At 68.3% G+C, this 26,199-nt stretch carries 27 protein-coding genes; 11 read left to right on the forward strand and 16 right to left on the reverse strand.

From position 1 onward, the window contains the following. Positions 1 to 113 precede the first annotated feature (113 nt). Positions 114 to 1,010, forward strand: coding sequence for a LysR family transcriptional regulator (locus tag D7D52_RS10390; RefSeq protein ID WP_120736125.1), 897 nt, complete (start codon positions 114 to 116; stop codon positions 1,008 to 1,010). Between the two features lie 60 nt (positions 1,011 to 1,070). Continuing rightward, positions 1,071 to 1,883 (forward strand): DUF1460 domain-containing protein, encoded by an 813-nt coding sequence (locus tag D7D52_RS10395; protein ID WP_246023754.1) that lies wholly within the window; start codon positions 1,071 to 1,073, stop codon positions 1,881 to 1,883. Positions 1,884 to 1,959: 76 nt separating this feature from the next. Here D7D52_RS10395 and D7D52_RS10400 read toward each other — a convergent pair whose 3' ends face one another. Further along, entirely contained in the window at positions 1,960 to 2,595 is a 636-nt protein-coding gene (locus D7D52_RS10400; RefSeq protein WP_120736126.1) for a DUF4097 family beta strand repeat-containing protein, read from the reverse strand. Between the two features lie 317 nt (positions 2,596 to 2,912). On the opposite strand from D7D52_RS10400, the gene D7D52_RS10405 reads away from it, so the two are divergent. Continuing rightward, positions 2,913 to 3,080: a hypothetical protein gene (locus D7D52_RS10405; protein WP_162958261.1), complete on the forward strand. Its 168-nt coding sequence runs from the start codon at positions 2,913 to 2,915 to the stop codon at positions 3,078 to 3,080. 76 nt (positions 3,081 to 3,156) lie between these two features. Here the strand turns inward: D7D52_RS10405 and D7D52_RS10410 are convergent, their stop codons facing one another. The 7 genes from D7D52_RS10410 to D7D52_RS10440 all read right to left on the reverse strand — a co-directional run bounded on the left by D7D52_RS10410 (position 3,157) and on the right by D7D52_RS10440 (position 11,794). After that, positions 3,157 to 3,813: a hypothetical protein gene (locus D7D52_RS10410; RefSeq protein WP_120736128.1), complete on the reverse strand. Its 657-nt coding sequence runs from the start codon at positions 3,811 to 3,813 to the stop codon at positions 3,157 to 3,159. Positions 3,814 to 3,816: 3 nt separating this feature from the next. Next, positions 3,817 to 5,265 (reverse strand): FHA domain-containing protein, encoded by a 1,449-nt coding sequence (locus D7D52_RS10415; RefSeq protein WP_162958262.1) that lies wholly within the window; start codon positions 5,263 to 5,265, stop codon positions 3,817 to 3,819. Beyond that, positions 5,262 to 7,709 (reverse strand): DUF4407 domain-containing protein, encoded by a 2,448-nt coding sequence (locus D7D52_RS10420; RefSeq protein WP_162958263.1) that lies wholly within the window; start codon positions 7,707 to 7,709, stop codon positions 5,262 to 5,264. The genes D7D52_RS10415 and D7D52_RS10420 overlap by 4 nt, the downstream gene beginning before the upstream one ends. 335 nt (positions 7,710 to 8,044) lie before the next feature. Further along, positions 8,045 to 8,833 (reverse strand): DeoR/GlpR family DNA-binding transcription regulator, encoded by a 789-nt coding sequence (locus D7D52_RS10425; protein ID WP_120736131.1) that lies wholly within the window; start codon positions 8,831 to 8,833, stop codon positions 8,045 to 8,047. After that, positions 8,830 to 9,657, reverse strand: a complete 828-nt coding sequence (locus D7D52_RS10430; protein WP_120736132.1) for a carbohydrate ABC transporter permease — start codon at positions 9,655 to 9,657, stop codon at positions 8,830 to 8,832. Before D7D52_RS10430 ends, D7D52_RS10425 begins: the two co-directional genes overlap by 4 nt. Further along, a complete protein-coding gene (locus D7D52_RS10435; protein WP_246023756.1) occupies positions 9,654 to 10,490 on the reverse strand; it encodes a carbohydrate ABC transporter permease in 837 nt (278 codons plus the stop codon). Before D7D52_RS10435 ends, D7D52_RS10430 begins: the two co-directional genes overlap by 4 nt. A 59-nt stretch (positions 10,491 to 10,549) precedes the next feature. Further along, a complete protein-coding gene (locus tag D7D52_RS10440; RefSeq protein WP_120736134.1) occupies positions 10,550 to 11,794 on the reverse strand; it encodes an extracellular solute-binding protein in 1,245 nt (414 codons plus the stop codon). 107 nt (positions 11,795 to 11,901) lie between these two features. On the opposite strand from D7D52_RS10440, the gene D7D52_RS10445 reads away from it, so the two are divergent. The 5 genes from D7D52_RS10445 to D7D52_RS10465 are packed head-to-tail and all read left to right on the forward strand — an operon-like array spanning position 11,902 to position 16,727. Then, the gene (locus D7D52_RS10445; protein WP_246023757.1) at positions 11,902 to 12,867 is read left to right on the forward strand and encodes an SIS domain-containing protein; all 966 of its coding nucleotides are present in this window, start codon (positions 11,902 to 11,904) and stop codon (positions 12,865 to 12,867) included. Next, positions 12,867 to 13,802: an ROK family protein gene (locus D7D52_RS10450; protein ID WP_246023759.1), complete on the forward strand. Its 936-nt coding sequence runs from the start codon at positions 12,867 to 12,869 to the stop codon at positions 13,800 to 13,802. The genes D7D52_RS10445 and D7D52_RS10450 overlap by 1 nt, the downstream gene beginning before the upstream one ends. Further along, positions 13,799 to 14,956, forward strand: a complete 1,158-nt coding sequence (locus D7D52_RS10455; protein ID WP_120736135.1) for an N-acetylglucosamine-6-phosphate deacetylase — start codon at positions 13,799 to 13,801, stop codon at positions 14,954 to 14,956. The genes D7D52_RS10450 and D7D52_RS10455 overlap by 4 nt, the downstream gene beginning before the upstream one ends. Next, a complete protein-coding gene (locus D7D52_RS10460; protein ID WP_246023760.1) occupies positions 14,953 to 15,900 on the forward strand; it encodes a hexose kinase in 948 nt (315 codons plus the stop codon). The genes D7D52_RS10455 and D7D52_RS10460 overlap by 4 nt, the downstream gene beginning before the upstream one ends. Then, positions 15,897 to 16,727: a class II fructose-bisphosphate aldolase gene (locus D7D52_RS10465; RefSeq protein WP_246023761.1), complete on the forward strand. Its 831-nt coding sequence runs from the start codon at positions 15,897 to 15,899 to the stop codon at positions 16,725 to 16,727. The genes D7D52_RS10460 and D7D52_RS10465 overlap by 4 nt, the downstream gene beginning before the upstream one ends. Here the strand turns inward: D7D52_RS10465 and D7D52_RS10470 are convergent. From D7D52_RS10470 to D7D52_RS10490, 5 genes are read right to left on the reverse strand one after another with little or no spacing between them, the layout of a single operon-like run. Beyond that, positions 16,716 to 17,573, reverse strand: a complete 858-nt coding sequence (locus D7D52_RS10470) for an NAD(P)H-binding protein (RefSeq protein WP_162958264.1) — start codon at positions 17,571 to 17,573, stop codon at positions 16,716 to 16,718. The two genes, D7D52_RS10465 and D7D52_RS10470, sit on opposite strands and share 12 nt — an antisense overlap. 11 nt (positions 17,574 to 17,584) lie before the next feature. Beyond that, on the reverse strand, positions 17,585 to 18,589 hold the full coding sequence (locus D7D52_RS10475) for a saccharopine dehydrogenase NADP-binding domain-containing protein (RefSeq protein ID WP_120736137.1): 1,005 nt from the start codon (positions 18,587 to 18,589) through the stop codon (positions 17,585 to 17,587). A 47-nt stretch (positions 18,590 to 18,636) separates the two neighbouring features. Beyond that, positions 18,637 to 19,827 (reverse strand): cytochrome P450 family protein, encoded by a 1,191-nt coding sequence (locus D7D52_RS10480; RefSeq protein ID WP_246023763.1) that lies wholly within the window; start codon positions 19,825 to 19,827, stop codon positions 18,637 to 18,639. Positions 19,828 to 19,847: 20 nt separating this feature from the next. Beyond that, entirely contained in the window at positions 19,848 to 20,579 is a 732-nt protein-coding gene (locus D7D52_RS10485) for a DJ-1/PfpI family protein (protein ID WP_120736138.1), read from the reverse strand. 15 nt (positions 20,580 to 20,594) lie between these two features. After that, positions 20,595 to 21,578, reverse strand: coding sequence for a GlxA family transcriptional regulator (locus tag D7D52_RS10490; RefSeq protein ID WP_246023765.1), 984 nt, complete (start codon positions 21,576 to 21,578; stop codon positions 20,595 to 20,597). An 87-nt stretch (positions 21,579 to 21,665) separates the two neighbouring features. Between D7D52_RS10490 and D7D52_RS10495 the strand changes: the two genes are divergently transcribed. The 3 genes from D7D52_RS10495 to rplL are packed head-to-tail and all read left to right on the forward strand — an operon-like array spanning position 21,666 to position 22,863. Further along, positions 21,666 to 22,049, forward strand: coding sequence for an acyl-CoA thioesterase (locus tag D7D52_RS10495; RefSeq protein ID WP_162958265.1), 384 nt, complete (start codon positions 21,666 to 21,668; stop codon positions 22,047 to 22,049). Beyond that, a complete protein-coding gene (locus D7D52_RS10500; RefSeq protein WP_120736141.1) occupies positions 22,049 to 22,438 on the forward strand; it encodes an acyl-CoA thioesterase in 390 nt (129 codons plus the stop codon). Before D7D52_RS10495 ends, D7D52_RS10500 begins: the two co-directional genes overlap by 1 nt. A 41-nt stretch (positions 22,439 to 22,479) precedes the next feature. Then, positions 22,480 to 22,863, forward strand: coding sequence for a 50S ribosomal protein L7/L12 (gene rplL / locus D7D52_RS10505; RefSeq protein ID WP_120736142.1), 384 nt, complete (start codon positions 22,480 to 22,482; stop codon positions 22,861 to 22,863). Positions 22,864 to 23,001: 138 nt separating this feature from the next. Here rplL and D7D52_RS10510 read toward each other — a convergent pair whose 3' ends face one another. From D7D52_RS10510 to D7D52_RS10520, 3 genes are read right to left on the reverse strand one after another with little or no spacing between them, the layout of a single operon-like run. Continuing rightward, entirely contained in the window at positions 23,002 to 23,766 is a 765-nt protein-coding gene (locus D7D52_RS10510) for a MerR family transcriptional regulator (protein ID WP_120736143.1), read from the reverse strand. A 49-nt stretch (positions 23,767 to 23,815) separates the two neighbouring features. Beyond that, on the reverse strand, positions 23,816 to 25,282 hold the full coding sequence (locus D7D52_RS10515) for a flavin-containing monooxygenase (protein WP_120736144.1): 1,467 nt from the start codon (positions 25,280 to 25,282) through the stop codon (positions 23,816 to 23,818). Beyond that, entirely contained in the window at positions 25,279 to 26,199 is a 921-nt protein-coding gene (locus D7D52_RS10520) for a ferritin family protein (protein ID WP_120736145.1), read from the reverse strand. Before D7D52_RS10520 ends, D7D52_RS10515 begins: the two co-directional genes overlap by 4 nt.

Genomic DNA, 26,199 nt, shown 5'->3' on the forward strand with positions numbered 1-26,199 from the left:
GAATGTCTTTGCTGTCGGCTGGATCACAACGGTAGGCTCCGGTGACTCGGCGCGGAAAGTACCCGAGGCGCAAGAGAGTCTTTCCGAAAAGGAAAGAACGACAGGAGGTTCCGGTGCGCGGCGGTGGCAGCGACGACATCCTGTTCTTCGATGTGGTGGCCCGCTCGCGCAGTCTCACCGAGGCGGCCCGGGAATTCGGCGTCTCCGTCTCGGCGGTGAGCAAGCGGCTCGCGCAGCTGGAGTCCCGGCTGGGTGTCCCGCTCGTGCAGCGCACCACGCGCCGGTTCACCCTCACCCCGGAAGGCGAACGGTATGCGGCCGGCGCGGCGCGGCTGGCGGCCCAGTTGGAGGAGCTCGAGGATTCCGTCGCCGAGCAGCGCGGCGAACTGCGCGGCCGGGTGCACGTGCGCTCCACCATCGGTCTGGGGCGCGCCCATATCGCGGATCTGGTGGCCGAATTCGTGGTCGAGCATCCGCTGGTGCGGGTGGATCTGGAGCTGTCGTCGGTGCCGCTCAATATCGCGGGCACCGGATTCGATCTGGATATTCACGTCGGCGCCCTGCCCGACTCCCGGCTCATCGCCCGGCGACTGTGCCGCAATCGCCGAATCGTCTGTGCCGCACCGGCTTACCTGCGCGAGCACGGCACCCCCGAACGGCTCTCGGACTTGGAGCGGCACAACTGCCTCGTGCTGCGGGAGAACGACAGCGATTACGCGCTGTGGCGCTTCGAGCGTCCCGAGACGGCGCTGCGGGTCGCGGGAAACCTGGTGAGCAATGACGGCGACGTCATCACCCGCTGGTGTCTGGAGGGTCGCGGACTCATCATGCGCTCGCTGTGGCAGGTCGCCCCGATGCTGCGCGCCGGCGCCCTGATCCAGGTGCTGCCCGACATCCCGACGCCCAGCGCCGACATCTACGCCACCTACGCCGACGCCCCCGCCCGCCGCACCAGAGCCCTCCTCGACTTTTTCGAGCGCGGCCTCGACGCCCGAATCGACCCACTGTGAACCTCGCGGCCACCGGACGGTGTTACGTTCGATTCGCACGTCTCGAGCGATGGAGGGGTTTTGCGCACAGTCACCCGCGTTCTGCTGATGCTGGTCACGCTCGTGTTCGGGCTCGCCCTGCTGCCCGCGCAGGCCATGGCCACCCCCGCCGAACCCGCCCTGGACGACACCACCTCGCGTCAGCTCGACGACCTGCTCGCGCTGCGCAACTCCCTGACCGGCCCGCGCACCGACGCCATCGCGCAGCTCTCCAGCCGTTTCCTGGGCACCCCCTACCGCGCGAACATGCTCGTCGGTTCGGCCGATCAGCCCGAGCAGCTGGTCATCGACTTCCGCGGGGTCGACTGCTTCACCTACCTCGACTACGTGGAGGCGCTGAGCCGCTCGGCCGATCGAGGGCAGTTCGTGCAGAACCTGATCGCCACCCGCTATGCGGACGGCCAGGTCGAGTTCACCCATCGCAAGCACTTTTTCACCGATTGGGCCCACGTCAACCGGGTCGCCGCGAACGACATCACCGGCAGCCTGACCCCCGCCGCGGTCACGGTGACCAAGCATCTGAACGCGAAGGCCGGCGGCGGTCTCTACCTGCCGGGACTGCCGGTGGTCGACCGCGACATCACCTACATCCCCAGTGCGGCACTGGACAACACGGTCATCGCGGGGCTGCGCACCGGCGACTTCCTGGGCGCCTACACCGATGAGGCCGGTCTCGACGTGTCCCACGTGGGCATCTTCGTCAGCACCCCCAGCGGTCCCGTGTTCCGCAACGCGTCCTCCTTGGCCGCCAACGACAACCAGGTGGTCGACACGCCGCTGACCCAGTACGCCAACACGGTCCCCGGGCTGGTGGTGCTGCGCCCCAACCCGTGACCGCGTCCTCGAACGGCCGAAAGGCGGCACCGGCTGGTGCCGCCTTTCGGCGTCTACGGCGAATCGGTGCGCCGGTCTAGACGGTGGTGGCGTGGCCGATGACCACATTGCCGGACGCGGTGTGCGCGTAGACCTCGACGAGGTCGTCGTTGCTCGGATCGACCGGGCCCAGTTGGTTGTTCACCGCACCGCGTGAGGTGTTGGACTGCACGCGTGCCGCGCTGCCGGGGTGGATGCCGACGCGCAGATCCCCGACGGAGGTCTCGAGGCGCAGCACGCCGCGCACCGCTTCACCGATCGTGATGTCGCCCTGGGCGGTCTTGGCCGTCACCGCGGCGACCGCGCGCCCGACCAGAATCTCCCCCGCCGCCACTTCCACACTGCTCTCGCCGAGATCACCGGCGGTGCGGAACGTCCCATGGGCGAGGTTGCCGTTCAAACGGGAGCCGACCGGTGCCTCGATGATCACCTCGACCGCCCCCTTGCCGGACGGCCCGATCACTCGCCAGCCCTTCGGCATGTTCACGGTCAGCGTCCCGTCGCTGAAATCCACCTTCAACTGCCCGGCAGCCTTCACGTCATCCTTCTTCCCGGCGTCGGCCGGCCGGATCTCCACAACGGTGTCACCGCGCTCGGCGGCAACGACAGTGACGGTGCCCAAACCGATCTCGGTGATGATGTCGATCGGCGCGGGGGTCTGAAAAACGGTCATGGCGCTGTACTCCTCGGTTGCTTTCGCGTTGTCGATGTGAGTACTTTCCCGCCCCCGCCTGACACCGCACTGACAGCGAACTGACACCCGCTGACACCGCATTCACACAGCTCAGACCAGCTGCACCTCGACCCCGACCTGGCGGTCCGCACCCGAACCAGATCGGGCGACGTCACCGGTCGCTAACGCTAGGGCCCTGATCACGGCGTTCCCCCTAGCGCTCGCGCGCATCGAAGGCACCGTTTCCATGAACATATCGGTGAAAGGTATTGCTGATCACCGCTTTCGGTGATCGTCACCGGGAAGGAACGGTCTCGATGTTCAGTATTCGTGCCACGGTGCTGCTGGTCACTTCGTTGGCCATCGGAATCGCCGCGGGAGCGCTGACGGTCGCCAACGGGCAGAAACTCGCCGCCGGTGTGCTGGCCGGCGGGGCGGCCTTCGCGGGGGCGATGGTCTTCCTCAACAAGTTCGTCGCGGTATAGGGCCCAGGGTCACCGATGATCGGGTGGTAATCGCCCACGGTGTGGTTACCACCCGGCTGTCGGGCGAATGGCCCAATCACACCGGGCTGAAGGGCAATTCGACCCGATGGCTGGCAAGCAGGATCCCCGAATGCGTGAGCCAGTGCCCGAGCTCGAGCAGTTCCAGACCGGTGAGCTGCTTCATGCTCCGCTGTGCCTGGTTCGCGAGTTCCCTGCCTCGCGGGACGAATCTCTCCACCTCGTCGCTGGTCAGTGGGCGCGGGTTGCTGATGGTCGGATCCATGAATTCGGAGTAGCGCACCAGCACGGCCTGCCGCCAGTCCGGCTTCTCGTCGAGCAGTTGCCGCACCTGCAGATCCGCGTCTCGGCCCAGGCCGTCGGTGAGGGTGTTGCACTCCGGGCGGCCTTCCGGCCGGACGTACCCGTCGACCTGTACCGCGACCGTCTGATGCGCCACATAGACGTGGAAGTCCTCGCCGTCGAGCTCTTGCGCGACCCGCTGGGGTATCCGGTAGATCTTGTGCGTGTCGACGTTTTCCAGCACCAGCCGCTTACCCTCGTAGCGGTTCTCCAGATACCACCGCCCCCGGGCGGAGAAGATCGCCGGCGCATGCTCCTGGCTCACCCGCCGATCACCCGCGGCAAGGAGCTCCCGGTCCAGGTAGACCGTTTCCCCCTCGTGGACTTCACGTTCCAGGTCGATGCCACAGAAGAGCCACAGGGTTCCACCCATTGTTCACCTTCGTCCTGTCGTAATCGCGCGACTTCCAACATCCATCGCTTGGTCCTCTCCCCGAGCCTTCGGCGTCTTCACGACGCAGACATCCGCGATGACCACGGTCAGGTTGTCCATCTGCTGCGGCGCGATGCCGGTCGAACGCAGCGCAAGGTCTATCAGCGCTGCCGCGGCGACCGGAGGATCGTTGTGTCGCAGTCCGGCAAGGGCCGCGGCGAGCCGGTTCGGTCCTAGCGCTTTGACGATGCCGTCGGTCGACAGGATGTATCGCTGTCCCGCTACCGCGTTCTCGCACCACAGATCCGGTGCGGCGTCCGGGAGGCCGATGCCGCGCAGCAGCCTGCCGCGCTCCGGGTGCCGCCGCGCCTCGGGATGGTCTTTGCGAGCCAGTTGCGCACCGAGCGTGTGCGGGACGGTGAGCTCTCGCAGCTGCACTCCGTCGTCGAGGATCGTGAGCCCGTCGCCGATGTGAACGCCCAGCATGACTGGGCGGCCCTCGCGGTTGCCGAGACGCACGGCCTCCAATGTCGTCGCCATCCCGACGGCGTCCGGCTCGTCGGCGGAACGCGCACGAATCACGGCCTCCATGGCCGAAACCAGGTGTGGCCAGGGCAGATTACTGTTGGATGCTCGCACCAGGTCGATGGCGATGCCGGCCGCCACCTCACCGGCCGGGCGGCCTCCCACGCCGTCGGCCACGGCCACGAGATGACTACTCGTGCAGAACGCGTCCTCGTTGATGGGTCGTCCACCGCGGACCGAGGAGGCGCCCGTGCGCAGCCGCAACGGTTCGGCGCTGTCCGCCCGCACAGTCAGTACGAAGGCCGCACCGCCGAGGGTGATGACGTCACCGGAGACCAGCGGCAGCGCTCGCCGCGGCTCGGCGCGCCGATCATTGACGAAGGTTCCGTTCGCGGTGCCCAAATCCGTCAAAGACCAACCGTGCGAACCGTTTTCCAGCACCAAGTGACGACGGCTGACCCTCGGATCGTCGATTTTCAGGTCGCAGTCACTGGAGCGCCCCACGACGAAGGCGCCGTCTGCCAGGAGTACATCCAGAGCAGATCCGCGGATACCCTTCAACCACGCCGGATGGACGCTGGTCCGGGGATTCTGATCTCCGGTGATCGGCCTGGTCTCGGCTGCGAGGTCGGTCGGCGGAGCCGCGGGTTCCGCTCGCGGGCTGTCCGGCATGGAAGCCTCCTCGAACGCCAGCACGGGGCCATTGCCCCGCTGGACCGGCGAAACACGTTGTGTCCCCGCATGTTTCACGACCGCGCCGCCCCGCGAACGTCGCAGCCGAACTCCGAAGACGAGAGCCAAGCGAGTCGCGACAAAACGAATTCGCCGCCCTCGTCCCTTTTTGACGGTCATCAGTTGAACCACGTTGACGGCGATCAGCACCGCGGTGCTCAGCGATAGGACGATCACCAGCATCGAATTGCTCATATCCCTGCCTCCTTGTAGCCCACCGCGGCCTCGCCGACGATCGTGTCCACGGTGTGATGGCTTCTCGGCACCGGCACCTGGGCGGGCAGGTCCACCGGGATCAGGGGGTGTTTGACGAGTCGGTCGCCACCCACCTCGCGCAACAGGCTGGATGCTTTCTTGCCGACCAGCTGAGCGGACACCGCCCGCAGATCCTCGAGCGCGACGGACTGTGCGCTGGAGAGGATCTCGGTGGCGGGACACCGCCGCGCCGGGTCGGGATCCAGCCATCTGCCGACCAGGTCCGACAGCGGCTGCAGCTCCTCACGATTCCACCCCTCGTTGATCGCGAAGAAGGAGTCCAGTGTGGCCGGCTGGGTGAGGGTCAGCATCCGCTCGAACTCCGGCTGCCGGTGCTTCTTCAGGCCGCCGCGCTCGGTCAGCAGTCCAGCGTTACGCGCCTCGAGAAACAGCGGAGGAGCGCCGGTGACCAGGCTGTACAGCGTCGCACCGACGGCCCGGACGTCACAGCGCCCCGAAGGCCACGACTTGTCGCCCGACGTCGCCGTCACCTGTTCGGGCGGTGCGTACCACAGCGAGTATCCGATCGGGGCGTCGTCCTCGATGCCGAGCCCCGTTGCCAGTCCCCAGTCGATGATCCGGATGTTCCTGTCGTCCAACGCGATATTGGACGGCTTGATGTCCAGGTGGACCCGGTTCCGTTCGGCGAAAACGGTTTCCAGCCCTTGCAGAATCTGCTCGGTATACACCAGGGCGTTGTGCAGGGTCAGATGCCGCTCCTCGGACTCCATGAGAGCGGCCAACGTGCCGTTCTTGTAGAACGGCGTGACGACGAAATAGCCGAAGTCCGGATCGTAGCCGCCCTGGACCACCGGCGCGACAAAGGGGCTGATCTCCAAACCGATGGGCAGCGAATGCAATTCGTTGAGCACCGGCGGACGCCCGCTGGCTCCGTGTACCGGATAGACCCGCTTCACGACGAAATACTTCTTCCGATTCCGCCGGTCCAGGGCGTCTTCGGCAAAGAATGCCGTGCGCCAGGCAACGGGCGCACCGGGTTCGACCAGCGGGTGACCGAGTCGCCAACGGCCCCCGACCAATTGCGTGACGCCCTCGCCCGGCCGGCCCGCGCCATTGCGGCGGCGCGGCTGATCGAAGGCGATGCCACCGTCGTCGCCATCATCATCGAGCGTGATGTCCTCGCGGGTTTCGTTGCGTGGTCCGGCCGTCGATCCACCGGGCTCGCCGGAAGTGGAATCCGGCTCACCATCAGTGCTTTTCGTTCGGTTCGACCGCCGGGCCGCAACCAGCAAACCGACGGACGCGAGCGGATCGTAGCCTCGCTCGTCCACCTCGTGCGCATGGTCGGCGATGACCTTCCGCAACGCCAGATCGGTTTCACGTGCCACCTCCTCATCCCGCACGCGAGCCCAGCGCTCGAGCTCGAAAACCGCTGCAGCGGAGTCGAGTTCTCGCTTCTCGGCGGAGATCTGAATGGCCGAGGCGACATCCCGGTCCGCCTCCGAGGCCAGCCGTCGCGCCCGCATCCGCTGCTGCCGCTCGAACAGCGTCTGCGGTGAGAACATCTTGAGCAGGGCGGGCGTGAGGTCGATCATGAACAGCAGGCCGCGCACCAGCCACTGGGTGAAATCCACCACGAACTCGCGCTGGGCCAGCGCGCCCAACGCTCGCTCACGATCGATCAGACCGGGCGCGCGATCGGAGATCTCACGCACGCGTGCCGTGATCGCGCCATCACGTTCGTCGGCGAGTCGCGAGGCTTTGTCGGTATAGGCGCGCTGCGCGACGTCGAGCGCGGCCGCGCTGGCGGTGACTTCGGTATCGGCCTGGCGCAGATCGGCTTCTCGCTCGAGGGCACGGTCGCCGATGCCCGCTACACCGCTCCCGCCTCGGCCGCTGAGTTCTTCGTCGACCGCGTCGTTGGCTGCTCGCTGTCGAGCCAGCGCACTGGCGTTCGCCGCGGTCGCGTCCGCCAGCGCTCGTGCCTCGGGCGAGTCCTGCATCTGGTAGCGCGAATCGGCACGGATCTCGTCGCCGGCCGCGCGAACGTCACGAATTCTCTGCTCGGCCAACGCGGCCTGGATCTCGGAGCGAAAGATCACCATCAACAGCGGTTCGGAGATCGAGAACGCGATCAGCAGCGCAATGCACAGTCGCACCGCGGTCAAACCCCAGCGCTGAGCTCTGCCCGGTTTGCCGTCGAAGTCGTAATCGAAGGACGATACGACCCAGCGGTCGATATTGAAGATGAACGCGGACCAGAGCGCGCCCAGCCCGACGAATCCCCACGACAGATGTCCCACCATCAACGCTGCGGCGGTCGTCATGGCGGCGAACGCGAACAGCGCGGTGATCACGACCGACAGACCGACGACGAAATATCGCGTGCGGTCGAAGGTCAGAGGTTCGCCGTCAGCGCCCATCAGGTCCTTTGACCGGACGCCAACGACCCGAAGCGGTAGTTCATGGAGACGAACCCAGAATCGCCTGCCAGCCAAGCGCGGATCACCTCCAGCGATAGTCCCGGCATCCGGCCGCCACCACCCCAACCGACCGGAAACTGTTCCCATGAGCATGAACCGGGGAAGGCCGGACGTCTCTCCTAACGCTAGGACGCCGCACCGTGCGAATCCCCTACGCCAAAGGCCGACAGCACTACGAGAGCGGTTCTACTGAAGCAACTCACCGCTGACCGAACAAGGGGCTTTCGAAAACAAAACTGATGCAAAGTCTTTGAATTGACCAATTCGGTCATTCTTCAGACTAAATGGACGTCCACACCAGCATCCCGGATCGCCGCCAGAGGAGCCGGGTCGGCGTCCCGGTCCACGACCAGGATGTGGATGGCCTCGATCGGGCAGATGCGGGCCAGGGCTGTGCGGCCTAGTTTGTCGGCGGTGGCGACGGCGATGACGCGGCCGGCGCGGCGGACCATTTCGGCGTTGATGCCCGCCTCGTCCAGGTGTCGGCATTGGGCGCCGCCCGTTGCCGAGATCGCGCCGACGCCGAGAATTACTGTGTCCAGGCGTAATTCGGCGAGGGCGAGGGCGGCGAGGGGGCCGTGTAGTTCGTAGGATTCGCGGCGGGCCAGGCCGCCCAGGCAGATGGTGCGCAGGTGGGGGCGCAGGACCAGTTCGGCGGCGATGTTGAGGGCGTTGGTGACGATGGTGAGTTCGTGGTCGGCGGAGGTGGGGAGGTCGGTGCGACCGGCGATGGCGCGGGCTACCGCGGTGGTGGTGGTGCCGCCGTTGAGGGCGACGACTTCGGCCGGATCTATCAGGGCGGCAGCGTGTTCGGCGACGCGTTGTTTGGCCTCGTCGCCGGTGCGGTAGCGGGCGGGGAGGTCGTAGGCGACGGCGGTGGCGACGATGCCGCCGTGGGTGCGGGTGGCCAGTTGCTGGTCGGCAAGGGCGGTGAAGTCGCGGCGGACCGTGGCCGGGGAGACGCCCAGTCGTGCGGCGGCCTCCTCGACGGTGAGGCGGCCGGTGGCGGCGAGCAACTCCAGCAGGCGATTCCAGCGCTGGGATTTCTCCGCGGGAGCGGTCATTTCACGCTGCCGGCGGTGAGGCCGGCGACCAGGCGCTTCTCGATGAGCGCGAACAGGATGACTACGGGCACGATGCCGACGGTAGAGATGGCGAAGACATATTGCCAAGCCACGTCGTACTGACCGACGAACTTGGTCAGCGCCACCGACAGCGGCTGATTCTCCGGCGTGGTGAGAATGACCAGGCTGGCGGCGAATTCGTTCCAGCAGGACACGAAGGCGAACACCGTCGCGGTCACGATGCCGGGCCACACCAGCGGCAGGCTGACCCGGGTAAGGATCTGCCAGCGACTCAGACCGTCCAGTTCGGCGGCCTCCTCCACCTCGATCGGCACCCCCGCGAAGAAGCTGTGCAGGATCCACACCGCGAACGACAGATTGAACGCGCCGTTGACCAGGATCATGGCCAGCCAGGTGTCGTTGATGCCGAGGGTGAAGAACTCCCGCAGCAGACCGGTGACCAGCACCGTCGGCTGCAACATCTGGGTGACCAGCACCAGCCCGAGAAACAGCGCCTTACCCGGAAACCGCCGCCGCGCGGTGTAATAGGCGGCCGGGATCGCGACCACCAGCACCAGCAGCGTCCCGAACACCGCAATGACCACGGTGCTCACCAGATTGAACGGCAGCGGCGTCTCGGGCGTATGCCACATCGTCGAGTAGTTGTCCGGCCGCCACTGCTGCGGCAGGTAGGTCGGCGGGATGCGCAGAATCTCCGAGCGCGGTTTGAGCGAGCCCAGCACCATCACCAGATACGGCAGCAGGAATACCAGCGCCAGCACCGCGCCGACGGCCGTCAGCCCCCAGCGTCGTCGCGCGGTCATCGCGCCTCCTCACCGGCGGGCCGGATCAGCTTCACGTAGATCGCGATGATCACCAGGATCAGCGCGAAGTTCAGCACGCTCATCGCGGCCGCGGTGGCGACCTGCTGATTCTGCCGAATCAGCTTGAACGTCAAGGTCGTCGTGGTGTCGGCGGAGAAGCCGGCGATGCTGCCGGTCAGCACCTGCAGAATCGGCAGCGAGTTGAACGAGTTGATGATGTTGATGACCGTCGCCACCGCCATGGCCGGCCGCAGCTGCGGCAGCGTCAGATGCCGGTAGCGCTGCCACGAACCGGCCCCGTCCACCCGTCCCGCCTCGTCGATATCGGCCGGAATCGCCTGCAGCCCAGCCAGAATCGTGTAGGTCGTGAACGGCACCGAGACGAATACCGCCACCCCGATGGCGACCAGGAACGCCGGCCCCGGCTGCTTGGTGAAACCGAAGCCCCGATCCAGCACCCCGAGATCGACGAGCAGCCGATTGGCGATCCCGACATCCGGGTCCAGCATGTAGTCGAAAATGGTGGTCGTCATGACCACCGACGCCGCCCACGGCACCAGGATCGCCAGCCGCACCAGCGTGCGCCCCGGGAAGTCCTTGTTCAGAAACTGCGCCAGCCCCGCCGAGAGCACCAGCGTGATCACCACGACGGCCGCCACCCACACCACGGTGTGCAGCAGAATCGACGGCAGCTCCTCGATCGCGAAAAGCCTTCGGAAATTGGCGAATCCGGCCCCGCCCCGATCCTGCCCGTACGCGCTCAGGTCGCGCGTCGAGGTCCAGAACATGTAGCCGGCCGGAAAGGCCACGACCGCCGCGATGAGAACGAGCACAGGGCCGATCCACGGCAACGCGCGCAACGTGGCCGTGGATCGATGGGAGGCGACGCCCCTCAACTCGCCGCCTGCTGAATCTTCTGCAGCACCGACGCCGGATCGCTGCCCTGCGCGATCGTGCCCATCTGCTGGCGGATGGCGCCCTGTGCGGCACCCCATTTCGGATTGTTGCTCGGGTAGAACTTGGCGACCGGCAGGGTCGCCGCGAACGCCTTGGTCACCGGATCGTCGGTGAGCGCGGCGGCGCCGGTGTTGGTGACGGCGATGAAGTGCTCGCCGCTCACGAACTTGGAATAGACGGCGGCCGAATAGAAGTAGCTGAGGAACTTCTTGATCGCGGCGGCCTTGTTGCCGTCCTTCTTGAACGCCATCAGGTGATCGGCCACGCCCAGGGTGACCGGATCACCGGTCTTGGTCGGCGAGGGCGCGGTGGCGTACTTCAGCGCCGGATTCTTGGTCGCGATCTGGGAGATGGTGGGCGGCAGCCCCTCGATCATGCCGATCTTGCCCTGGATGAAGGCGTTGATGACGTCGAGCCGGTTGGTCGCGCCCGGATTCTGTTCGGTCACACCGGCATCGGCGATGGCCTTCATGGCGCGCACGCCCTCGAGATTGGCCGGGGTGTCGACGGTGACCTTGTCGCCGTCGGACCATTCCCCGCCCGCACCGAAGGTCCAGATGGAGGTCTCGCCCTGCGCCTCCTCACTGCCCAGCGGCAGCCCGTAGCCGGACACGCCGCCGCCGAGCGCCTGGATCTTCTTGGCGTCGTCGGTGAGCTCGGTCCAGGTCTTGGGCGGCGCGGCGATGCCGGCCTTGGTGAACAGGTCGGTGTTGTAGAACAGCGTGCGGGTGGAGGCGAAAAGCGGCAGCGCCCACTGGGTTCCGTTGATCGAGGCGTTCTTGACGAAGCCCGGCTGGATATCGCTGATCACCGAGGCGTCGACGATGTCGGAGGCCGGGTAGAGCTGGCCGTCGGTGGCGAAGGTGGAGTAGGCGTCGATATTGAGGATGTCGGGCGTGGTCCCCTTGGACTGCAGTTTGGTGCGGACCACGTCATTGATCGAATCCCAGGACTCCATCGAGAGTTTGACCTTGATGTCCGGGTTCGCCTTCTGGAAGTCGGCGATGATCGCATCCCACTCCCCCTTGGTGCCATCGCTGTAGGTGGGCGCCAGGAAGGAGAGCGTATTGGGGTCCGAGTCGTCCGACTTGCTCGAGCCGAAACCGCACGCGGACATCGTCATAACCAGGCCGGTGGTCAGCGCGACCACGGAAAATGCGCTGCGCAGTGGACGTTTCACGACAAGGGCCTCTCAATCTGCACACCCCGCGGCACGAATCGCGGATGATGTAGCGAACGATTCGTATTGTTCCGAATCTAACGCGAATACTGCTCGAATGTGATCGTTTGGATGGGAAAATTGACATCAACGATCACGCGGTCGATCCTGGGTGGGTGCCGCCCGATGCGTACCGAAGCTCCGCCGCCACCACCCATCTGGCCGCCGAGGTGGCCACCCAGCCCGACGATTGGGCCCGCGCCGCCACCGCCGCCGGCACCCATCGCGACCTGCTGCCCGCCCCCGGCGAACGAGTCGCCGTGCTCGGTTGCGGCACTTCGCTGTTCATGGCCCGCGCCTTCGCGAGACTGCGGGAGGCGGCAGGCCACGGCCTGACCGACGCGTGGCCCGCGAGCGCGGTGCCCGCCGGCCGCGAGTACGACCGCTGCCTGGTGATCTGCCGCTCCGGCACCACCACCGAGGTGCTCGACGCCCTCTCCGCACTGCCCGCGGCGATTCCGCGCACCGTGATCAGCTCCAGCCCCGGCACCCCGGTCCTGGACCTCGCCGACCCGATCCTGCTCGACGAGGTCGACGAGCGCTCGGTGGTCCAAACCCGGTTCGCCACAACGACGCTGGCGCTCTTGCGCACCCATCTCGGCGAGGACCTCACCCCCGTCATCGCACAGGCGCGCGCGGTGCTGGCGGAGTGGGATGCGGAGGTGTCGGCGAATGTGCGGCACACCGAGCAGATCACCTTCGTGGGAATGGGTTTCGCCGCCGCACTGGCCGCCGAGGCCGCGTTGAAACTGCGGGAGTCCTGCCGCGCCTGGACCGAGTCCTACCTGGCCACCGAGTACCGGCACGGCCCGATCAGCATCGCCGGACCCGGCCGGGCGGTGTGGGCGCTCGGCGACCCGCCGCCCGGCCTCGCCGACGAGATCCGCGCCACCGGAGCACATTTCGAGCATCGACCGCTGGACCCCATGGCCGAGCTGGTCCGGGTGCACCGGCTGTGCCTGTTGCGGGCCGCCGACCAGGGATTGGATCCGGATCGCCCACGCAACCTCAGCAGATCGGTCATATTGGGCTGATGGGTGTGCCAAGGGATCTGGTGCTGGCCGTGGATGTCGGCGGCGGCACCACCAAGGGCGAGGTCACCGCGGCCGACGGGGCCGTGCTGGCCGCCGAGACCATCGAGACGCCGTACGGGGAGGCCGCTTTCGACGCGATCGAGGATCTCGGGGCGCGGCTGCTCGACGGCCTGCCGGCGGACTGCCGCGATCGAGTCGCGCGGGCCGCGGTCATCCTGCCCGGCCTGGTCGATCCCGAACACGCCATCGCCGTGTTCAGCAGCAATCTCGGCTGGCGAAATGTGAAGCTGGGCAGCCGGTTCGCCGACCGGTGGGGCATCCCCGCGCTGATCGACCACGACGTGACCGTCGCGGGCTGGGCCGAATGGCGGCATGGCGCGGGCCGCGGCGTCGACGACGTGTGCGTGCTGATCATGGGCACCGGGATCAGCGGAACCCTCTCGGTCGGTGGACGACTGGTGCGAACCCCGCCCGGCCGGACCGGTGTCGCGCAGGCCGGGGAGTACGGGCACATCCCGGTCCGGTATCGCGACGGACTGCCCTGCCCCTGCGGCAATGTCGGCTGTGTCGAGACGGTGGCCTCGGGCCCGGCCATCGCCCGCGCCTACGCTGCCCGCACCGGTCGCGAAACCAGCAGCGCGGAAACGGTATTCGCCGCGGCCGGCACCGATCCGATCGCCCGCGCGGTGGTGGACGATGCCGTGGACGCGCTGGCGGCGGGTCTGCTCGGCGTCCTGCACGCGAGTTGTCCCGAACTGGTGGTGCTCGGTGGCGGATTGGCCCGGGCGGGCGATCTGCTCACCGAGGCGCTGCACACCCGACTGACCGAACTGCTTCGAGTGACGCCGGTCCCCCGGGTCGTGCTGAGCGAGTTCGGCATTCGCGCGGGCCTGATCGGCGCCGCCCACCTGGCCCGCGCGGGGTCGCTGCGGTGAACGGCAAACGCGGTCTCGAACTCCGCGGCCGGGTGGTGACCCGCGCCGGCGTGCTGGAGGACGCCGTGATCACGGTGCGCGGCGAACGGGTCGCGGCCGTCCGCCCCGCCTCCGACTGGGCGACCACGCATCGCGAACTGCCGCCGGAGTATTCGGGGACCGTCCTGCCCGGCCTGGTGGACATCCATACGCACGGCGGCTTCGGTCACCGCTTCGACACCGTGGACGCGGACCAGGCGCGCGCCGCCGCGGCCTTCCATCACCGGCAGGGCTCGACCACCGTGCTCGCCAGCATCGTGACGGCCGCCCCCGACGCCATGGTCGGCCAGGTGAACATGCTGAGCCGCCTGGCCGCCGACGGCACCATCGCCGGCATCCACATCGAAGGCCCGTTCCTGTCCCGAACCCACTGCGGCGCACACGATCTCGACCACCTCATCGACCCTGATCCGGCCCTCATCGACCGCCTGCTGCGGGCCGCGGGCGGACGGCTGCGGGTGATGACGCTGGCGCCCGAGCTTTCCGGCTTCGACGCGGCCGCCAAGCAATTGGCCGACGGCGGGGTGATCGTCGCCGTTGGCCACAGCGATTCGAGTTTCGCCGATTTCCGCGCGGCCCTGACTCCCGAGGGCTGCGCCACGCTGGTCACCCATCTGGCCAACGGCATGCCCGCCCTGCATCATCGCGCGCCCGGCCCCGTCGCCGCGGGACTGGTCGCCGCGGCCCAGCGGCACGCGTTCGTCGAACTCATCGGGGACGGCGTGCACGTCGATTCCGGTTTCGGCGCACTGGTTTTCGCGACCGCGCCCGATCGTGTCGCACTGGTCACCGATGCCATGGCCGCCGCCGGCATGCCCGACGGGCAGTACCGGCTCGGACCGCGAACAGTGACGGTGACCGACGGGGTCGCCCGGGTGGCGGGCGGCTCGCTCGCCGGCGGCACCTCGACGCTGCTGCAGGGTCTGCGCTGGGCGGTGCGCGACTGCGGCGTGCCGCTGGCCGACGCGGTGGCCGCCGTCACCGCGACACCCGCCGCCGCGGCCGGACTCGAGGAGGTCGGCGATCTGCAACCGGGAATGTACGCCGACGCCGTCGTGCTCGACGAGGACCTGAACCTGCGGCGCGTACTGCGCCGGGGACGGTGGCTGGCGTGATCCTCACCGTCACCATGAACCCCGCCTACGACCTGACCTACCGGATGGAACGGCTCGAGCGCGGCCGGGCGCAACGGGTGCTGGCGGTCGAGCAGCGGCTGGGCGGCAAGGGCATCAATGTGCTGCGCGTCCTGGGTCAGCTCGGCACGTGCGCGCGGGCCACCGGTTTCGCCGATCACACCTTCGCGGCGGCCGCCGCCGACGAGTTCCCCGCCGACTTCGTGCCCGCGCTGCCGTGGGTGCGGCGCACGCTGGTGATCAGCGAATCCCGCGACGGCACCGCGACCGGACTGTGGGAGCCCGGCGCGTACATCCACGAACCGCATGCCGTGGACCGGCTGGCCGATCGGATCGGTGTCCTGCTGCCCGAACTGGACGGCGTCGTGGTGTCGGGTTCGCTGCCCGGCAATATCGGCGACGAGGTCCCGGCCGCGCTGGCCCGGCTCGCGGTCGCGGCCGGCGTCCCGACCGTCTGCGATGTCGACGGTCCCGCCTTGAAATTCGCGGCGACGGTCCCCGGGATCGTGCTCATGCCCAATCAGGACGAACTCGAACGCCTGACCGGGATCGTCGCCGACCGGCCCGAGGCGGTGGTGGGCGCGGTGCGGCCGCTGCTGCACGCCGGCGTCCGCGCGGTGATCGCGACACGCGGAGCGGCGGGAATGATCGCGGTGACCGAATCCGGAGCCTGGTCGGCACGGCTGCCACAACCGTTGGCGGGCAACCCCACCGGCGCGGGCGACGCCGCCGCGGCCGCGGTGATTCGCGCCCTCGCCGCCACCCGCGAACCGGACTGGCCCGCCGTCCTCGCCGACGCCGTCGCGACCTCCGCCGCGGCCGTGGTGATCCCGGTCGCCGGCGAGATCGATCCCACGCTGCGCGAACGTCTGCTGCCGACCGTCCAGGTCACCGACCTCACCGCGCGCACCCCGGAGTTCCCGTGACGCTGTATTCGATGCCCGAGCTGCTCGCGCTGGCCCGGCCCGGCGGGCTGGGCGCGTTCAATGTCGTCACCCTCGAGCATGCCGAGGCCATCGCCGCCGCCGCCGAAGCCGCCGAACGCCCTGCCGTGCTCCAGATTTCGGAGAACACCGTCCGCTATCACGGCGGCCTGAAGCCGCTGGCGCGTGCCTGCCTGCAACTGGCCGCTGACAGCACAGCTGCGCTGACCGTGCACCTGGACCACGCCACATCGCGCGAATCGATCACGGCCGCGGTCGAAGTCGGCGTCACCTCGGTCATGTACGACGGGTCGGCCCTCGAATACGCCGCCAATGTGGAATCGACCGCCGCCGTCGCCCGCTGGTGCCGCGAGCGCGGCGTACACGTCGAGGCCGAACTGGGCGCGATCGGCGGCAAGGACGGCGCACACACCCCGGGCGTGCGCACCGATCCGGACGAGGCGGCCGCCTTCGTCTCCGCGACCGCGGTGGACGCGCTGGCCGTGGCGGTCGGCTCCGCGCACGCCATGCACACCCGCGACGCCGTCCTCGACGACGAGCTGATCGCTCGTCTCGCCGCGAAACTGCCGGTGCCGCTGGTCCTGCACGGCTCCTCGGGGGTGTCCGACGCGGGTCTGCGCTCGGCGATCGACCACGGCATGGCGAAGATCAATATCGCCACCCGGTTGAACATCGCGCTGACCGCGGCCGTCCGGGCGGCGCTCGCCGAGCACCCCGAGATCTCCGATCCCCGGCGCTATCTCACGCCGGGACGATCGGAGATGCGCCGCGAGGTGGAGCACTTCCTCCACCTCATGTCAGGCCGCTGAGCCACCGGTGACGAACTCGCGCAGGGTGATCGGCGGCCGCCCTGTGTAGCGCTCGATCGACTCGGTGACCTGGAACAGCTCGTGCCCGGACCCGATGGCGGCGAACATCGTCCACAGCTGCGTCAGATGCTCCACGACGACCTCGTCGCGGTAGACGGTCATGGCCCACTCGGCCCATTCGGCGGCGTCCACGTGCCGGTAAGGGACACCGAAGGTTTCGGCGGCCGCCCCGACGGTCATGATCTCACCGGCGAGCCACAGCACCGGATCGACCGGCTCCTCGGCGCGCAGGACGCCCGCGCCCACACCGGCGACATCCGCGCCCGCGATCAGCGGCAGCACCGTGTCGGGTGACCCGAGCGGCAGCGCCAGCTCACCCCGGTCACCGATGGCGACCTTCAGGTTCTCGAAGAACACGGCCGCCCGCAGATGCACCGCGCCGATGCCGGCATTGTCGAGGACCTGTTCGGCCACCCAGTGCCGGCGCATGTGCGGGGTCCCGGCCTGCGGATCGGAGCCGAGCTGCGAGGTCGCGACCACCCGTTGCAGCCCGTGCTGTGTGCCGAGCGCGGCGAAAACCGCTGCGGCGTCCAGCATTCCGGCCGTCACCGGATAGGTGAAGTAGGCCCGCCGCACGTCCTGCAGCGCCGGAGCGACCGAGCTGATCTCGCGCAGATCGCCGACCACGACCTCCGCGCCCAGATCCTTCAGCTCGGCCGCGCGCCCGTCGTCGCGGTGCACGAAGGCGCGCACCGCACGACCCTCCCGCAACAGGGTTTCGGCGACCAGGCGGCCGGTGCCGCCCTGGGCTCCACCGGCGGCGCCGGTGACGAGAATCGGTGGCATGGTGTGGCTCCTCACGCCCGTGCGGGCAGTCGCAGGTCGAAGACGCCGCGGTCGGCGAGGGCGGTCAGGAAGTCGACGGCGTCGAAAGCCTCACCGGGACTGGCGACTCCGCTCTTCACCCCGCCGTCGGCGATGCGCACCGCCGCTTCCACGGAGGCCAGCGCGGCGACCGACCACAGATCGCGGCCGCTCACATATCCGGCGGTGGACGCGGCGCCCGCGAGTATTTGTGCGGCGATCATGAATTGGCTGTTGGCCCGCGCCCCCGCGTCGACCTGTTCGCTGGCGAAGGCCTGCTCCTCCTCGAAGGTGCGGGCGGTCAACTGCGCTTCGACGGCCCGGGTGCGGGTGTGCCGCGGCACCGTGACCGCCTCCGGGAACGGCACCGGCGCGATCATCGGGCGCGGGCCCACCGGCGGCGGGAAGGCGAAGATCGCCTGGCGGGGTTCCACGAATCCGTAGCGCTGCTCGCCATTTTCGTAGCCGATGCGATCGGTGTCGGCGAACAGCAGCCGCGCGGTCTCTACCGCGCCGTGGGTCATCATCCAGTTGGTGACGTGGTAGGCGACGGTGATCCGCTCGATACCGGACAGGCCGCGGGCGGCTGCGCCGGCCAGCAGATCACCCAGTCCCCCATAGAAGCTCACGCTCGGCAGCATGGTGATCCCGGCGCGCTGGGCGGGCTCCTGGAAATCGTCGAACAGCTTCTTCACATGGTGCACCTCCACCGCGTGATCGACATAGTGGCACCTGCCCGCGACGGCGGCGGTGGCGACGGGCAGGCCGGTGGTGGCGAACGGTCCCGCGCAGTGGATGATCACGTCGGCGGCCTCCGCCAGCGCGCGCAGCGCCGCCGGATCGTCCAGCGCGCCGGGCAGCACGCGTGAATGTCCCAGCGCGGCAAGCGCGTCCGGGTCCCGCCCGGAGACCAGCACCTCCTTTCCGCGTGCGAGGAGATCGGAGACGACGAGGCGGCCGGTGTGACCGGTGGCCCCGTAGATGGCGAAAACGGTCATGAGATATAGACCCCGCCGGCGGCGCGAATTCATCGCCGCGGCGGTGACTATTCGCGCAGCCGGACCGGTAATCGCTTCAGGCCGTGGATGATCGCATTGGGATGCCAGCGCAGCTGCGACTCGTCCACCGCCAGCTCGAGGTTCGGGAAGCGTTGCAAGAGCGCCTCGAAGGCGATGCCGCCCTCGAGGCGGGCCAGCGGCGCGCCGACGCAGTAGTGGATGCCGTGGCCGAAGCCCAGATGCTGGCCGTGCTCCACCGACGGATCGAACCGGGACGGGTCGGTGAAGCGGCGCGGATCGCGATTGCCGCCCGACAGGGCCACCAGCACCAGCTCACCCTCGGGAATCACCGTGTCGCCCACCGTGATCGGGGCCGCGGTGAAGCGCGGGGTGGCCATGTTCACCGGGCCGTCGTAGCGCAGGAACTCCTCGACGGCGTCCGGGATCAGCGCCGGGTCCGCGACCAGCCGCTCCAGCCAGGCCCGGTGATGCAGCAGCGCCAGCACGCCGTTGCCGATCAGGTTGACCGTGGTCTCGTGTCCGGCGATCAGCAAGAGCAGCGCCATGCCGATGAGTTCGCCCTCGTCGAGCGCGGCGTCGTCGGCGAGCAGCGCCGACAGCATGTCCTCACCTGGTTCGAGGCGCTTGCGGCGCAGCGTATTTCGCAGGAACGCCACCATCTCGTCGTGCGCGCGGGCGGGGTCGATGCCCGGTTCCAAGGTGCCGACCAGCGCCTTGGTCCACTCCCGGAAGGTGAAGGTGTCCTCGATGTCCACCTCGAGCAGATGGCAGATCACGGCGATCGGCAGCGGCGCGGCATAGGCCCGCAGCAGATCCACCTCCTCGTGCCCGGCCATACCGTCCAGCAGTCCCCGCGCGGTCTCCTCGATGACCGGCCGCAAGGCTTCCATCCGGCGCGGCGTGAAGGCCCGCGACACCGCCTTGCGCAATCGGGTGTGCGCGGGCGGATCGGCATTGAGCATGTGCCGCAGACCGTCGTGCGTGCTCGGGGGCCGCCAGGTGCCGCCGTATTTGCGGGCGATCACCGATTCGAGCCCGTCGATGTCCTTGCACAACCGTGGATCCGCGAGCGCCGCCCGGCCCTCCTCGTAGCCGAGAATGAGCCAGCGCGGCACGCCGTCGCCGAAATGCACCCGCACGACCGGACCGTCCTCGCGCCAAAGCCGGTAGTAGGCATGTGGATTGGCGAAGAAGTGCTCGCCGAGCCGCTCGGTCACCTCTTCGACGGTACGGGAATTCAGCGTCGGGCGGCGGCCCGATCGCGAATGCGATGGAGGGTCAACCGCCACACGGCGGTGGCCACGTCCAGGGGGATTCGCGGATTGGCGGCACGCTTGGTCATGTCCAGGCGGGCCTTGCGCAGCAGCTCGGGGGAAGCCTTGTCGGGGTGGCCGGTGTCGAACGGCGGATGCGGGTCGTATTCGATACCGAGCTGGGTCAGCTGCGCGTACTCCTCGCCGGCGATCTCCCCGACCAGCCACAGGCCGAGGTCGATTCCCGCGGAAACGCCTGCGGCGGTGACGATCTTGCCGCTGCGCACGATGCGGTCGTGCGGGCGCGACTCGGCCCCGAAGGCCGCCAGCGCGGGCTGCGCCGCCCAGTGGGTGGTGGCCGGATGCCCGCGCAGGATGTCGGCGGCCGCCAGGATGAGCGCGCCCGAGCAGACCGAGGTGGTCCACTGGGTGCCCGGATGCACGGCGCGCAGCCACTCGATCAATTCCTTGTTGGCCATGGCCTCGGTGGTCGACGCCTCGGAGCCGCCCACCAGCACCAGATCGGGGGCGGGCGTCTCGGCGAAGGTGTGGGTGGCCCCCAGCGCCAGCACCCCGCTGTCGGACACCACGGGGCCGACTTCGTTGGACACGAACCGCAATTCGCTGTCGGGCAGGGTCCGCAGCACCTCGTAGGGACCGATCGCGTCCAGGACGGTCATACCGGGATAGAGGACGATGGCCAGCTGGAATGTCATGGGACACTCCCCCTTTCAGAACTTCGTGAACCGGGCGCGATATTCGCCCGGCGGTATCCCCAGATGACGGTGAAAGATTCGATAGAGCGTTTCGGGACTGCCCAGACCGACCGCGGCCGCCACCCGATCCATCGGCTGATCGGTGGTCTCGAGCATCCGGCGCGCGGCCGCGACCCGCACCTGCTCGACGTAGCGGGCGGGCGTGCTGCCGGTCTCCCCGGTGAAGACGCGCGAGAAATGCCGGGTGCTCATGCCGACGCGGGCGGCCAGAGCGGGCAGCGACAGATCGGATTCGAGGTTCTCCTCCATCCAGATCTGCAGAGCCCGAAGCGAATCGCGTTTCGGCGGGTTGGCGGCCAGCGGTGCGCTGAACTGGCTCTGCCCGCCGGGCCGGTGCAGGTACACCACCATCCACCGAGCCACCTCACGGGCCAGATCCGGGCCGTGGTCGGCGGCCACGATCGCCAGCGCGAGATCGATGCCCGCGGTCACCCCGGCCGAGGTCCACATCGGCCCGTCGCGCACATAGATGCGATCGGGTTCGGTGGTGATGGCCGGGAACTGCTGGGCCAGCAGTTCGCCGCCGGCCCAGTGCGTGGTGGCCCGGCGGCCGTCGAGCAGGCCGGCCTGGGCCAGCAGGAAGGTGCCCGAGCAGACCGAGCCCACCCGGGTGGCGGCCGCGGCCAGCCGCTGGACCCCGGTCACCAGCCCGGCGTTCCCGGCCGCGGTCCAGACCGTCAGGCCGCCGACCACCAGCAGGGTGTCCACCGGACCGTCCCAGCTGTCGAGGCCGTGGGCGGCGGTCACCTCGATGCCGCAGGACGAGCGCACCGGCCCGGCCTGCGCGGCGGCCAGTTCGACCCGGTAGCCCGGCCGCGCCCCGAGCACGGCGGCGGCGCTGAAGACGTCGGCCGGTCCGGCCAGATCCGTCAGTTGGAAACCGTCGAAGACGACGATCAGCACCACCCGCATGTCTCCAGCCTGCGGGTCGCGATCCATGGCGTCAATGACACGACTCTTGCAGATTCGGCCATGACGCGGGTGGCCGGACCCGTGCGGTAAGCGACCGCTTGATACAAATGTCGGGTGGCCCGACACCTTTTCCACTGCCCCCTGCGCTGGTCCGATATGGACGCCGACGGGCACGTGCACAGCGCCGCGCACCTGCGCTACCTGGAGGAAGCCCGGATCGACCTGTTCTGGTCGCGGGGTTTCGGCGGGTCGAACGTGGTCGCGCAGATGGATATCGACTATCTGACGCCGCTGCGCTACCGCCGGGAGCCGGTGCGGGTGGAGACCTGGGTGACGCGGGTCGGCACCTCGTCGTTCGCGTTGCGGCACGAGATCCGCGATGCCGACGTGGTGTACTCCTCGGCGGTGTGCACCATGGTCGCCTTCGACCAGAACACGCAGAAGTCGCGGCCGCTGCCGGAGGATCAGCGCGTGCTGCTGAAGGATTTGGGGATCTGATGCATACCTACGAGATCCAGTTGCGGCGCACCGATATCGACGCCCAGCACCATGTGAACAATGTGGTCTTCGCACAGTTCCTGGACGACGCGCGCACGAATCTGCTGGAGCGCCACCGGGGTCCGGGCGCGCCGTGGCGGGTGGTGGTCGCGGGGCAGCGGCTCGGCTATCGCGCGCCGCTGATCTTCCGGGACGCACCCGTCACCGTGACCTCGGTGGTGGAGCGAATCGGCACCACCTCGTTCACCCTCGCCCACGAGATCCGCGACGACGAAAATCTTTACCTCGCCGCGACTTCCACCCTGGTCGCCATCGACGGTCACGCTCCCCGGTCACTGACCGATAGCGAACGCGAATATCTGATGACCTTGGCGGCCCCGCGCGCTTAGAATTGATGGCATCGCCTGGTCAGCGTCGCAAGGGGTACATCATGGCCAAGATGACCGTCGTCGAATTGCTCGACGTGTTCAAAGGGATGACGCTGCTGGAGCTTTCGGAGTTCCTCAAGGCGTTCGAGGAGGAGTTCGGCGTCTCCGCCGCACCGCCGGCCGCCGCCCAGCCGGTCGCCGACGCCACCCCGGTGGAGGCGGTCGACGAGCAGGACGAATTCGATCTGGTGCTGGAATCCTTCGGAGACAAGAAGATTCAGGTCATCAAGGCCATGCGGGAGATCATCCCGGGCCTCGGCCTCAAGGAAGCCAAGGACCTGGTCGAAGCCGCCCCCAAGGCCGTCCTGGAAAAGGTCGACAAGGGCGCCGCCGAGGCCGCCCGCATCAAACTCGAAGCCGCGGGCGCCAGAGCCGCCCTCCGCTGACGATCCGATCGCCCGCCCAAGCCCGGCTGCCTGGGCTACCGAGCCCACGGTCCGCGCTGAGCGCCATAGCGTTCCGCGCATCCACCGGTCGCCGCCGAGCCCGGCCGATCAACGCTGCCGGCTGGGAATTCGGAGACTTCACTGCTGCGCGCGGCGGTGGGCGGCTTGTTCGAGGTAGTCGCCGAGTTCGGCTTCCAGGACCTGGTCGAGGGCCTGGTCGAGACCGTCGCGGACCGCGCGGGTGCCCAGTTCGCGCATGCGCTCGAGCATTTCGGTGGTGTCGGCGATCTCGGCGTCGGTGTCGGGCAGCCAGCCCTCGCCGTGCTGTTCGACGATGTGGTTCTTGGCGGCCACCACCATCAGGCGGGCGATGTCCTCGAGGCGGGCCTCGACCGCGGCGTAGAGATCGATGAGGCCCGGCAGCTTGATGCCGTAAGCGCTGAGCCCGGCGAAGGTTTCGAGCAGATCCGGCCGGGTCAGCTGGACGGTGTCGCCGTCCAGGCGCACCAGGCCCAGATCCGCCAGCCGCGCCAGCTGCGCGCCGTCGACCTGATGCTCCTCGGTATCGCCGAAGAACGTCTCGACCAGCTCACGCGGAATCTCCACCGGCTCTTGGGATTTGCCCCAGGTATCGGTGACCGCGTTCTGCAGCCCGAGGATCTCCGAGAGCTCCTTGCCGGTCTCCCAGCTGGTGATGAAGTCCGCGATGTGAGCGATGGTGAACCCGCGCTGCAGCAGCGCGTCGATGATTCGCAGCCGCGCCAGATGCGTGTCGTCGTAGATCAGCGCCCGCCCGCTGCGCCGAGTCGGCGTGGGCAGCAGGCCCTTCTCCTGATACGCCCGCACATTGCGGGTGGTGGTGCCGGCGGCCTGGGCGAGATCGTCGATGCGGTAGTCCGCCATCCCTGTGCCACCCGTCCTCTCCGCCGGCCACCCGAATATGGTCACGACCCTAGCGCAGCTGGAAGTCCGCCAGATCGACCGTGGCCAGCTGCCGCGCGAACTGGGTGCCGAAACCGGGGTACATGGTGGCGTTGAACCCGTCCTCGGTCAGATACCAGCTGCGGCATCCGGAATTCCAGGTGGTGGCGTTCAAGCGACGCTGGATGCGCCGGTTGTAGCGGTCCTGGCGATCCTGCCGCGGTTCGAAGGTGCGCAGCCCGCGCTCCAGCACGATCTTGATGGCGTCGGTGAGGTACTCGATCTGCGCCTCCATGTAGACCAGCGCCGAATTGTGCCCCGGCCCGGAATTGGGCCCGAAGGTGAGGAACAGATTCGGATACCCGGCCACCGTGACGCTCTTGAACGCGTATGCGCCGCCGCGCCATTCGTCGGCCAGCGAGCGGCCGTCGCGGCCGGTCACCGGAATCGGCGCGCCCTGCTTGGACACCTCGAAACCCGTGGCGAACACGATGCAGTCGAAGCGGTGCTCGATGCCCTCGGCGGTGCGGATGCCGTGCGGCGAGAGTTCCGCGATGGGCCAGGTGACGAGCTTGCAGTTCTCGCGTTGCAGCGCCGGGTAGTAGTCGCTGCTCATCAGCAGCCGCTTGCAGCCGGCCCGGAAATCCGGGGTGAGCTGGCGGCGCAGCCACGGATCCCGCACCTGCGCACGCAGATGCATGAGCGCGACCCGTTCCACCACCCGGGTCAGCGGCGTATTCCACACCACGCCCAGCGCCACCGACTCGTGCCCCCAGAACCAGGCTTCCCGCGCCAGGCTCTGGGTGACCGGCAGCTGCCGGTAGAGCTGCTTGGTGAGCCCGTGGGTGCGGCGATCGACCCGCGGCAGCACCCAGCCCGGCGTGCGCTGGAAGACCTTCACCGACGCGGCCTGTTTCACCAGTTCCGGAATGATCTGCACCGCACTGGCTCCGGTGCCGACCACGGCCACCTTCTTGCCGGTGAAGTCGTAGTCGTGATCCCAGCGGGCGCTGTGGATCTTGTGGCCCTCGTAGCTGTCGATGCCGGGCAGGTCGGGGAATCCGGCGTTCGACAGCGGCCCGGAGGCCAGAATCACCGTGCGCGCCCGCACCTTTCGGCGTCCACCGGCGAACGACAGCGTCCACAGTCCGGCGTCCTCGTCGAACACCAGTCCGGTGACGGTGTGCCCGAAGCGCAGATACGGTGCGATGCCGAATTCCGCGACCATGGAGTCGATGTAGCCGAGGATTTCCGCACTGCCGGAATAGGTTCGAGACCAGTCCGGGTTCGGCGCGAAACTGTAGGAATACAGCCGCGACGGAATGTCGCAGGCCGCACCGGGATAGGTGTTGTCCCGCCAGGTGCCGCCCACCCGGTCGCCGCGTTCGAAGATCGCGAAGTCGCCGATCCCCTTCTGCCGCAGCCGGATCGCCGCGCCGATGCCCGCGAAACCGGCGCCGATGATCGCCACGTCCAGTGGCTTGCTCACGGCGCTCATGCGACGGGCTCGTAGGTGAGTTCCTTGGACCAGGTCGGCTGCGCGGGCAGCAACCGGTCCGGGATGGCCCCGGTGATCTTCACCAGCGCGTCCGCGACCAGGTGATACGGGTGCTCGCGGTTGATGACCCAGCCGGAGTGCATCTTCACGATCCGATACATGGGCACCCGGTTGGCGATCGGGGTCCGCTCGCCGACCTGCTTGAACCGGGCCATGGCCGCGTACAGCTTGTCCTCGCTCACGCCCATCTCGACGATGTTGTCGCGCATCTTGTTCAGCAGCGGCACATAGCTGAGCAGCCCGATCATCAGCGACGGCTTGACCCAGCCGCCCACCAGATCGATGGCCAGCTTGCGGACGCTGGCGTGCCCGAGCAGCTCCATGACCGCGTAATCGGTGGCCAGATGCCGGGATTCGTCATTGTTGATCTTCTTGAAGACCTCCTGCGCGACCGGATCGGCGATCTCGTCGGTGACGAACTTGATCAGCGCGCCGTCGAGGGCCACCTCGAGCATGGGGATGACGGTGCCCAGGAACGACAGCGACATGCCGTCGGCGTACTTGTCCAGGAAGTCGATCACCAGCTTGACATTGACATTGGGCTCGGGGATCTCGTCGCCGTCGAGCATGCCCCAGCGGCGCATGAGCGCCAGCTCGGCATTGGCGTGCCGCTGCTCCTCGGCGTGGAAGTAGCGGTAGATCTCCGCCAGCGTCGGGGTCGGGGCCTTCTTGGCCATGGCCGCGAAGCCGCGCGCGCCCACGTTCTCGATCCACATGAGATCGGCCATGAACGGCTTGAGCTTGGCGTGCAGGGCCGGGTCGATGAGCTCGGCTCCCGGTGCGTCCCACTCGATGTCGGCCAGCGCCCACTGCTTGGACTTGATCTTGGACAGCATATTGTCGAAGTCGAATGACAT

The sequence above is a fragment of the Nocardia yunnanensis genome, from assembly GCF_003626895.1.
Classification (GTDB): Bacteria; Actinomycetota; Actinomycetes; order Mycobacteriales; family Mycobacteriaceae; genus Nocardia; species Nocardia yunnanensis.